We start from the raw sequence: 10,419 nt of genomic DNA, 5'->3' as shown, positions 1-10,419 counted from the left end.
GGTCAAGGTCGTCGATTTTAAGGACGCCACAGCCGCCGATTTCGCCGCCGCCGCGGGAGACACCCCGCTGGTCGGTGTTGTGGTCTCCAACCCGGGATCCACCGGCCGGATCCGTGACCTGAGCGGCCTGATCTCCGCTGCGAAGGAGGCCGGCGCGCTGGTCACCGTCGCCGCCGACCTGCTGGCCCAGGTTCTGGTGACCTCCCCGGGCTCGCTGGGTGCCGACATCGCGGTGGGCTCTGCCCAGCGTTTCGGTGTGCCGCTGTTCTTCGGCGGCCCGCACGCCGGCTTCATGGCCTGCGTCGATTCCCTGCAGCGCAAGATGCCGGGCCGCCTCGTGGGCGTGTCCAAGGACGCCGAGGGCACCCCGGCCTACCGCCTGGCACTGCAGACCCGCGAGCAGCACATTCGTCGCGACAAGGCGACCTCGAACATCTGTACCGCCCAGGCCCTGCTGGCCGTCGTGGCGGGCTTCTACGCCGTCTGGCACGGCCCGGCTGGCCTGCGCCAGATCGCAACCCAGGTGCACGGCCGCGCCGTCGCCCTGGGTGTGGGGCTGTCCGAGGCCGGCCTGACCCTGGCTCACGATTCCTTCTTCGACACCGTGACCGTGGATGTGTCCAGCGTCGGCGGCGCGGACGCCGTCCTGCAGCGTGCGGTGGACGCGGGCTTCAACCTGCGGAAGGTCGACGGGGACCACGTCGGAATCTCCGTCGGCGAGTCCACCACTGACGAGGACGTCGCCGAGCTGCTGGCCGTCGTCGCGGAGAAGAAGGGCGCGACCGCGGATACCTCCGGCTTCGAGCTTTCCGCCGGCCCGCTGGCCGATCTCGGCGTGCTGCGTGATGACGAGATCCTGACCCACCCGATTTTCACCGCCATCACCTCCGAGACCCAGATGATGCGCTACATGCGCAAGCTGGCGGACCGCGACCTGGCGCTGGACCGCACGATGATCCCGCTGGGCTCCTGCACCATGAAGCTCAACGCCGCCGTCTCCATGGAGCCGATCACCTGGCCAGAGTTCGCAGGCATCCACCCGCACGTCCCTGAGGATCAGGCCGCGGGTTGGCTGGAGCTCATCGATGACCTGGAGGAGCGCCTGGCCAAGATCACCGGCTACGCGAAGGTTTCCGTCCAGCCGAACGCTGGTTCCCAGGGCGAATTTGCCGGCCTGCTGGCGATCCACCGCTACCACCTCTCCCGCGGCGATGATCAGCGCGACAAGGTGCTGATCCCGACCTCCGCGCACGGCACCAACGCCGCCTCCGCAGCGCTGGCTGGCCTCAAGGTCGTGGCCGTGAAGTCCGCCGAAGACGGCTCCATCCTGCTGGATGACCTGGACGCCAAGCTGGAGAAGTACGGCCCAGAGGTCGCCGGCATCATGATCACCTACCCGTCCACCCACGGCGTGTTCGAGGAGCACGTCCGTGAGGTTTGCGACAAGGTCCACGCCGCGGGTGGCCAGGTGTACATCGACGGCGCGAACCTCAACGCGCTGGTTGGACTGGGTCAGCCGGGGCAGTTCGGCGGCGATGTGTCCCACCTGAACCTGCACAAGACCTTCACCATCCCGCACGGCGGCGGTGGCCCGGGCGTGGGCCCGGTCTGCGTGGCCGAGCACCTCATCCCGTTCCTGCCGACCGACCCGATCTCCGAGCAGTCCGAGGACCCGAACACCGGCCTGCCGGTCTCCGGCGCGCGCTATGGCTCCGCCGGTGTCCTGCCGATCACCTGGTCCTACATCGCGATGATGGGTGACGAGGGGCTGACCGAGGCCTCCCGCATGGCTCTGGTCAACGCGAACTACATCTCCCGCAAGCTCGCGGATCATTTCCCGACGCTCTACACGGGTAAGAACGAGCTGGTCGCCCACGAGTGCATCCTGGACCTCAACGCCCTGACCAAGGCCTCCGGGGTCACCGCCGAGGACGTCTCCAAGCGCCTGATGGACTTCGGCTTCCACGCGCCGACCCTGGCCTTCCCGGTGCCGGGCACCTTGATGGTCGAGCCGACCGAGTCCGAGGACAAGGCGGAGCTGGACCGCTTCATCGAGGCGATGATCACCATCCGCGGCGAGATCCAGGAGATCATCGACGGCAAGGTCACCGTCGAGGAGTCCGTGCTGCGCCGCGCACCGTTCACCGCATTCAGCGTGACCCGCGACGACTTCGAGGAGGCCGTCTCCGGCGGCAAGTTCTCCCGCCAACAGGCAGCCTTCCCAGTGGACGGCCTGCGCCACACGAAGTACTTCCCGCCGGTGCGTCGCATCGATAACGCCTACGGCGACCGCAACCTCGTGTGCTCCTGCCCGCCGCTCGAAGCATTCGCTATCGAGGACTAAGACCCCAGCACGTTTGAAGGAAGGTTTTGCAATGACTGATTCTGCAAGCACCCCGAAGCACACCGCCCTGCACCACGTGCACGAGCAGCTCGGCGCCCGCTTCACCGACTTCGGCGGCTGGGACATGCCCCTGAAGTACGGCAAGGAGCTCGACGAGCACCGCGCCGTCCGCGAGACCGTCGGTGTCTTCGACCTCTCCCACATGGGCGAGGTGGAGGTCTCCGGCCCGCAGGCCGCGGAGTTCCTCGACTACGCCCTGATCTCCCGCCTCTCCGCCGTGAAGGTCGGCAAGGCGAAGTACTCCATGCTGTGCACCGAGGACGGTGGCATCGTGGACGACCTGATCACCTACCGCCTCGCGGATGACGACTTCCTCGTCGTCCCGAACGCCGGCAACGCCCCGCGCGTCGCCGAGGCCCTGGCGCAGCGCGCCGAGGGTTTCGACGTCACCGTCGTGGACCAGACCGAGGACAAGTCCCTCGTCGCGATCCAGGGTCCGGAGGCCGCCGAGGTCATGCACGCGATCGTCGAGAACGTCACCGACGCCCCGGAGGCTTCCGGTGCAACCGAGGACGTCAAGGGCGCGGTCAACGGCCTGGGCTACTACGCCGCATTCAAGGGCATCGTCGCCGGTCAGCCGGCACTGATCGCCCGCACGGGCTACACCGGCGAGGACGGCTTCGAGATCATCGTGGACAACGATGCCGCCGAGCAGGTGTGGAACGTCGCGCTGGGCAAGGCCACGGAGCTGGACGGCCTGCCCTGTGGTCTGGCTGCCCGCGACACCCTCCGCCTGGAGGCGGGCATGCCGCTCTACGGCAACGAGCTCAACGACGAGCTCACCCCGGTCGACGCGGGCCTGGGGATCCTGGCCGCGACGAAGTCCAAGGATTCCTTCGTGGGCCGGGACGCGATCGTGGCGGCGAAGGAGAAGGGCGCGGCGCGGGTGCTCATCGGCTTGCAGGGCGAGGGGCGCCGCGCAGCCCGCAGCGGCTACGCGGTCCTGGCCGGCGAGGGCGAGGACGCCCAGCCGATCGGCGAGGTCACCTCGGGTGCGCTCTCGCCCACCCTGGGCTACCCGGTCGCGATGGCCTACGTGGATAAGGCCGCGACCGAGGAGGGCGGGGCAGCCGCCGTGGGGCAGACCGTGCAGGTCGATATCCGCGGCAAGCAGTACCCGTACCAGGTCGTGGAGATGCCCTTTTATCAGCGCGAAAAGTAGGGCAGCTGGGGCTTGACCGCCCCGCGCTACCCCTATTTCACGTTTTTGCAGAGTTTGAAGTCGGAATACCGCAGAAAAGCGGCATCAAACTCTGCAAAACATGAAATGGGGGTGGCCCAGCCGGTCCCGGGCCTAGGTATCCCCGTGATATCCGCCGCAGCGGGCTGGCTGTGTAGTACAGTTTGCCGTGTTCGATGTGGTGGGGATTACACCCTAGGCCCATGTCACGCCCACAGTTTTTGAAGATGATCGTGAGGAGCGACCATGACTGCTTTGCCTACTGACTTCCTGTACTCCGAAGAGCACGAGTGGGTTAACACCACCGACATCACGGAGGGTGAGGTCGTTCGCGTCGGCATCACCCACATCGCTGCGGAGGCTCTCGGCGAGATCGTGTTCGTCGAGCTCCCGGAGGTCGGCGACGAGATTGAGGCCGGCGAGCCATTCGGCGAGATCGAGTCCACCAAGTCCGTGTCCGACATCTACGCACCGGTCTCCGGCGAGATCGTCGCCGTGAACGAGGAGCTCGACGACAACGCCGGGATCATCAACGAGGATCCGTACGGCGAGGGCTGGCTCTACGACGTCCGCGTCTCCGAGCCGGGCGAGCTGATGGACAGCGCCGACTACGCTGCTGCCAACGAATAAGAGGCGCTGACGCGCCGATCGGGCGGGGAGTGAGGCTGGCTGCCAGACTCGCTCCCCGCTTTCTGTCGCTGTAAGGGGAGGCGGACTAGGCTGAACGACATGAGTGGATCGATTGTTGCCCTGCTCATCGGGCTGATTTTGCTCGTTGTGGCGGTGTGGTTGCTGAAGCACGCGAACTCCCAGGGGGAGTCCGGTGGTGCTGCGGCAGCTAGGCAGTCGGTTCCTCCCGCTTCTTCCCTCCCGGACGCCGACTCCACCGACGACGACGGCGACGCGAACGGCGCTGCGTCGACCGCTGGGACGGTTCCTTGGGGGACCGATGGCAGCGAGGTCGCCGACGAGCCGGCCGACCGTGCGAATGAGGGTGCTGTCGCGGACCCGGCGGGGGAGCAAGCCCAGCCAGAGGACGCGCCGGAGCTGGCCACGGAGGCCACACAGGCCCCCGAGGAGGGGTCAGACATGGTGGCCGCCGCGACTGCCCAGGGCGGGTTGTTCGCCTCGATCCGCCGCCGGCGCCGCCAGTGGGCTGCCGCGAACGGGGCGGAGTTCACTCGTGAGGATCTCGAACTGCCGCAGGAATGGCCGATTGCCGCGTTGCACTCGGTGAACGTCTCTCCCATTCGGGCCCTGGCCAAGGACGTGGTCAGTGGCTTCTGGGAGGGGCACGAGTACCACGTGGCGGACCTGGGCGAGGGCACGCTCATGGCGATGCGCCGGGCGGCCACCTCCCCGGTGACGGTGCACTACTCCCGCGAGCAGGGGGTGACGGAGGGGCTGCGCCGTTCCGAGCTGCTGGATCAGCCGCCTTATGCGGCCTATACCTCCGACGTGCGGGCGCTCGACCGCATGCTGGATGTCCGGGTGGAGGATAGCCTCGCAGCGCTGAGCCAGGTCGCCTCCGACGTGATCTGGGGCGGCGACTGGGTCATCCTGAGCATTAGCCGGAAGCTGGATTTCAGCATCTGGCTGCGGATCCTGCCGGAGCTGCTCTCCCTGGCGCATGCGGCGATGGTTCTTCCGCCACGCACGATGAGTGTGGTCCTGGAGCTGGAGAACGCGGACCAGACGCGGGCGCTGCCGGGCACTGCGGTCTCTCTCAGCCCTGCCGGTGCGGGATCTGCTGATCGCCCGCAGGGCGAGGGGACGTTGCAGGAGACGGCCGGGCGGGAGCGCGGCGAGGAAAACGAGAGCCCGGCGGGGGAGGAGAAGGCACGGCCGGGCTACCTGCGTCCCGTGGGGCAGACCACCACCCCGCCTATGGCGGAAGGGGAAGCAGACCAGGCTGCCGCGCCACCGAGCTCAGAATCGATCGCTTCGGAAGTCTATGCCGGGCAAGAAAGTGACGAATCATCTTTTTCTGATCGTCCGCATATTGAGCGGCCGGCTAATCCGGTGGAATTCCCTAGCCGTTTCGATCGGGGGCGTGAGGCGGACCCGGGTGATGATTTCAGTGAATCGCTGCTCGGAATGGATTCAGAGAATATCCCCCTTATTGGGGAGGACCCCGACCATATTTCTGCATCGGTCGGCCAGCGCCCCCAAGTTATTCGTGCGGATATTGAGAGGGCGCCCACAATCTTTAGCGACGAGCTGTCCGCCACCGCTGCGGAGCGACGGGGGCAGCGCCGCCGTAGTGGCCGTCACCGCGCCCCGGATGCGCGCCATGCACTGCCGTCCCCGATTGAGCCGGTTGAGGCGGAGATTGAGCTGGTAGAGGCGGAAATCGTCGAGCCGGATGACGGCAGGGACGGGCATTCGGACGGGCGTTAGCATCCCTAGGTAGCCAGTTATCTTCAGACCCCGGGGGCGCGAGTAATCACGTGCTATCTGCGCCTTGATCGTCGAAAGGCGTACGCAGAAAAAGATTTCGTGCCATTCGGCTTCTGGGAGATTAAGCGCAAGGGCTCCCTGCCGAAGGCGGGCATCATCATGTCCCTCGTCGCAGGCCTGTTCCTGGGTATTGACTTCACCGCCTGGAATTACTCGATCTTCTACGTTGGTGCCGGCATCGCGGCCATCCTGCTGAACCTGCAGGTGATCGTCGTGCCGATGCTGGCGGCGATCTTTGATAAGTACAAGATCCCGCCGGTATCCTGCTGCTCTCCCCGGTCTCCTCGGTCATCATCGCTTGGCCGCTGTTCGGTGAGATCCCGTCCCTGCTGCAGTTCCAGGGTATCGCCATGATTCTCGGAACGGTGATGTACCAAAACGGCCTGTTCGATAAGTGGCTAGGGAAGAAACAAAAGACAGGCGATGTCGGTAACCCGGAGGACGCAATCGAAGACGAACTCGTCCGAGAAGGCCTCGCTCCGGGACGCTCACCAGATGAGGCCAAGCCTCTGCGGGACTAAAATAAGCCCCTCCGGGACTAAAAGAAGACTGTGACTCCGCTTCATACGGAAGTGCGACCACGAAAAGCTAGCGTGGTCTGACCCTTCCACGAGGCAACCCACCCAATGCGCCCTCGCTCAACGCGAGGCCCACTGGGTGGGTTTTGTTTTTCCTCCGGTAACTTAAAGAACAGACAAGCTTTCAACCCTCCTTCGGAAGGAACGCGTCCCATGGCACAGGAAACCCCCTCCGTCGACCGCGCCCCCGCTGCACGACTCGCAGAGCTCGTCAAGGAGCTCGCCGTCGTCTACGGTAAAGTCACCCTCTCCTCCGGCAAGGAGGCCGACTACTACGTCGACCTGCGCCGGGCCACCCTGCACGCAGAGGCCTCCAAGCTCATCGGCCAGCTCCTGCGCCAGTTGACCAGCGACTGGGAGTACACCAACGTCGGCGGGCTGACCCTCGGCGCCGACCCGGTCGCCACCGCGATCATGCACGCCGGTGAGGGGGTCGATTCCTTCGTCGTCCGCAAGGAAGCCAAGAAGCACGGCATGCAGCGCCGCATCGAAGGCCCGGATATCGCCGGCAAGAACGTGCTCATCGTCGAAGACACCACGACCACCGGCAACTCCCCACTCACCGCCGTCGCTGCCGCCCGCGACGCCGGGGCGAACGTCGTCGGCGTGGCCACCGTTGTGGACCGTGACACCGGTGCCCGCGACGTCATCGAGGCAGAGGGCCTGGAATATCGCCCGCTGCTCGGCCTGGCCGACCTCGGCCTGAACTAGGCCTGCCCGCCGACGCGGTGGAGCGATAGCCGCGCCGCGAACCCACAAGGAGACACCGATGCGCAGCACCCTGATGCAGAACCGAATCCTGAGCCACGTGCTGGAGCGAGCCGCCGAAGGCACCCGCGCCCTGCGCACCGCCGCACGCCACCCACACCCGGGGCGCATCGCCTACCTGGCCGCCGGGGCTGTCTCCGTCGCTGCCGCGGCCACGCGTTCGGATCGCATCACGCGAGCCGTGAAGCCAACGCTCATGCCCTTGCTCGCAAGCACCGTCCTCGTGCCTAGTGCCACCGCAGATAACCCGCGCTCCTGGCGCAATATCCGAACCCCCAACGCGAGGCAGGCGCTTGTCCTGGCTGGTCTTGTGGGCGGCTGGCTGGGGGATATCACGCTGATGAATACCCAGTCCCGCAGCCCGGAACCGACCGAACGCGCCGCAAACCTCAACCGGGGTGCGGCGTGGTTCAGCGCCAACCAGCTGGCCTATATCTGGCTGCTCGCCAAGCGGGGCGCCCGGCCGTCCCCAACGGTCGCCGCGGCCCACCTGCCGGTCCTGGCAACGGGGCTGGGGCTGGCCAGCTGGAAGCTGCCACAAGCCCTGCCCGCCGCCGGCGGCTACGGCTCCCTCCTGGGGGCAACCAACGTGCTGGCACAGGACCCGGCCATCCTTCGCGACACCCCAGAGGCAACTCCCGAGGACTATGGCCACGCCCTCGGCGGAACGCTCTTCCTGCTCTCCGACGCCCTGATCCTCAACCGCCTGACCCTGTTGAAGCACGCGCAGCGCCCCACCGCGCCCACGGCTCTCAAGATCATCGACGCGCTCACCGACGGCGCGGTCATGGCGACCTACGTCATCGCGCAGCTGCTGCTCGTCGACGGGATCAATGGCGCCCTGCGTCAGAAGAAAGAAAAGACCGCGCAGTGAACCACGAAGACAAGCCGGACATCACGCACCCAGGCCATCAGCCGGCCCAGAAGCCGGAAGCCAACGGCCACTCCGGAAAGGGGCCGACCGAGTGGTTCGAATCCCGCGTCGGCGTCGGCCCCTGGGAGCAGGAATACCCCGGGGTGCCGCTGCCCACGGAAGAACACTTCGACCCGGAACTGCTCGCACACGGTGACCGCCGAAACGTCGTCGACGCCTACCGCTACTGGAAGATGGACGCCATCGTCGCGGACATCGACTCCCGCCGCCACGAGTTGCACATCGCCATCGAGAACTTCGAGAACGACGCCAACATCGGCACCGTCGTCCGCACCGCCAACGCCTTCGCGGTGGATACGGTCCACATCGTCGGACGCAAGCGCTGGAACCGGCGGGGAGCGATGGTCACCGACCGTTACCAGCACCTCGAGCACCACAAGACCGTCGCCGAGGTACTCGACTATGCGGCGGAGCGGGACCTGGCGGTCGTCGCCGTGGACAACACTCCCGGCTCCGTGCCACTGGAAACGGCCGAGCTGCCGCGCCGCTGCCTGCTGCTGTTTGGCCAAGAAGGGCCCGGCGTGACTGAGGAGGCGCAGCGTGGGGCGCGGATGACCGTCTCCATCGCGCAATTCGGATCCACCCGCTCGATCAACGCGGGCGTGGCGGCGGGGATCGCGATGCACGCCTGGATCCGGCAGCACGCGGACCTCTCCCAGGCCTGGTAAAAGCTGCAAAACTTCGCGAAAATCGCCCGGATTGGGCAGACTTAAAGGCGTGCACGAACGTTGGGATCACCGGGCCGATCTGGCCCAGCAAGCAATCACGGACCGCCACGCCTCGAAAGTATGGGGCGTGCCGCGGACTAATCTTGCGGTGATCGCCTGGCCGCCCCTGGCCCGAGACAAGGCCTTTTACCGCTGGCACTACTGGTGGCAGGCCCACTACGTTGACTGCCAGGTGGATGCCACTCGCCGCCGCCCATCCAAGGCCCGCCAACGTGAACTGCGGGCCACGCTGCGTGGCATGCGGCTGCGTAACCTCGCACCGCTGACCCGGAATAACTACTACGACGACAAGGCCTGGCTCGCGCTGGCCATGTGGCGTGCGGAGCAGTACACCAAGGTCAAGCGCGTCTCCGCCCGCAAGGATCTGGAGGAGAACATCCTGGAGGGCGTGGACTCGCTCACGGGCGTGCTGCCGTGGCGCAGCAACGAGACCTTCTATAACGTCCCCACCAACGGGCCGGTCGCGATCATGGCGGCCCGCACCGGGCGCCTCGACCTGGCGCGTCAGCTGGTCGACTGGATTTGGGAAAACATGCTCAACGAGGACGGCCTGGTCATGGACGGGCTGTGGATGCGCATGAACGGCCCTGTCCCGGAGCCCACGATCCACAGCTACTGCCAGGGCGTTGCCCTCGGGGCCTGCGTCGAGCTGGCCGTCGCCGAGCGCGAGCAGGCCCGCGTCGGGGAGGACGAGGTCTCCGACGCCGGGATGGACTATGTCTACCGCGCCTGCGGCCTCATCGACGCGATCTCCGAGCACCTGGCCAACTCCAACTACGTCATCACCGCGCCCACCGCTGGCGGCGACGGCGGCCTGTTCAACGGCATCCTCGTCCGCTACCTCGCGCTCGCGGTGGAGAAGCTGCCGGAGCTGGGGTCGCGCACGCGCCAAGCCCTCTCCCAGGCGCGCCGGATCGTGCTGCACTCCGCCGAGTCCGCCTGGCGCTACCGCCTGGAAGTGGACGGTCTGCCGGTGTTCCCGTCGCGGTGGGATCGGGACGCGACGTTGCCGCATTCCGGTGGCCTGGTTGGTGCGACGATCGCCGGGGCGGTGGCTAGTTCCGACATCGCGGAACGGGACCTTTCTGTGCAGCTTTCCGGATGGAAGCTGATGGAGGCTGCCGCGAGCATCACGGCGCTGGAGGCTGCCCAGCACGAGCAGCGTAACTAGCGCCCCAGCTTCTAGAGAAGCCCTGGTCGTAGGGGATTCCTTGCCACGCGACTTTGCTGCGTGCCCCCTCAAACGGGCGGGGACCGGCGGGGCTGCCGACGCGTAGAATGAAGTGAAGGCATAATTCAGGTGAGTAAACCATGCTGAGCGGGTGGCCCACGCCGCCCCGAAGCGGCACATAGGAGGCAAAAATGGC

General features: G+C 66.6%; 8 protein-coding genes and 1 pseudogene. All 9 read left to right on the top strand.

Annotation, left to right across the window (positions count from 1 at the left end; all coding sequences use genetic code 11):
- Window positions 1-2,344, top strand: a 2,344-nt coding sequence (gcvP, locus tag Q1V78_RS05175; RefSeq protein WP_300612356.1) for an aminomethyl-transferring glycine dehydrogenase, incomplete at its 5' end; no start/stop codon positions are given.
- A gap of 31 nt (window positions 2,345-2,375) precedes the next feature.
- Window positions 2,376-3,566 (top strand): glycine cleavage system aminomethyltransferase GcvT, encoded by a 1,191-nt coding sequence (gene gcvT / locus Q1V78_RS05170; protein WP_300612354.1) that lies wholly within the window; start codon window positions 2,376-2,378, stop codon window positions 3,564-3,566.
- A 264-nt stretch (window positions 3,567-3,830) separates the two neighbouring features.
- Window positions 3,831-4,214 (top strand): glycine cleavage system protein GcvH, encoded by a 384-nt coding sequence (gcvH, locus tag Q1V78_RS05165; RefSeq protein WP_300612352.1) that lies wholly within the window; start codon window positions 3,831-3,833, stop codon window positions 4,212-4,214.
- 99 nt (window positions 4,215-4,313) lie between these two features.
- Window positions 4,314-5,984 (top strand): hypothetical protein, encoded by a 1,671-nt coding sequence (locus Q1V78_RS05160; RefSeq protein WP_300612350.1) that lies wholly within the window; start codon window positions 4,314-4,316, stop codon window positions 5,982-5,984.
- Window positions 5,985-6,083: 99 nt separating this feature from the next.
- A pseudogene (locus Q1V78_RS05155) lies at window positions 6,084-6,565 on the top strand (EamA/RhaT family transporter); the annotation flags it as partial.
- A 210-nt stretch (window positions 6,566-6,775) separates the two neighbouring features.
- Window positions 6,776-7,333, top strand: a complete 558-nt coding sequence (pyrE, locus tag Q1V78_RS05150; protein WP_300612349.1) for an orotate phosphoribosyltransferase — start codon at window positions 6,776-6,778, stop codon at window positions 7,331-7,333.
- 58 nt (window positions 7,334-7,391) lie between these two features.
- On the top strand, window positions 7,392-8,264 hold the full coding sequence (locus Q1V78_RS05145; RefSeq protein WP_300612347.1) for a lysoplasmalogenase: 873 nt from the start codon (window positions 7,392-7,394) through the stop codon (window positions 8,262-8,264).
- 20 nt (window positions 8,265-8,284) lie between these two features.
- Window positions 8,285-8,992, top strand: a complete 708-nt coding sequence (locus tag Q1V78_RS05140) for an RNA methyltransferase (RefSeq protein WP_300612359.1) — start codon at window positions 8,285-8,287, stop codon at window positions 8,990-8,992.
- 49 nt (window positions 8,993-9,041) lie between these two features.
- On the top strand, window positions 9,042-10,223 hold the full coding sequence (locus Q1V78_RS05135) for a glycoside hydrolase family 76 protein (protein ID WP_300612345.1): 1,182 nt from the start codon (window positions 9,042-9,044) through the stop codon (window positions 10,221-10,223).
- Window positions 10,224-10,419: the final 196 nt, after the last annotated feature.

Source organism: Corynebacterium sp., assembly GCF_030152825.1.
Classification (GTDB): domain Bacteria; phylum Actinomycetota; class Actinomycetes; order Mycobacteriales; family Mycobacteriaceae; genus Corynebacterium.
This window is presented reverse-complemented; position numbering and strand designations above follow the sequence as displayed.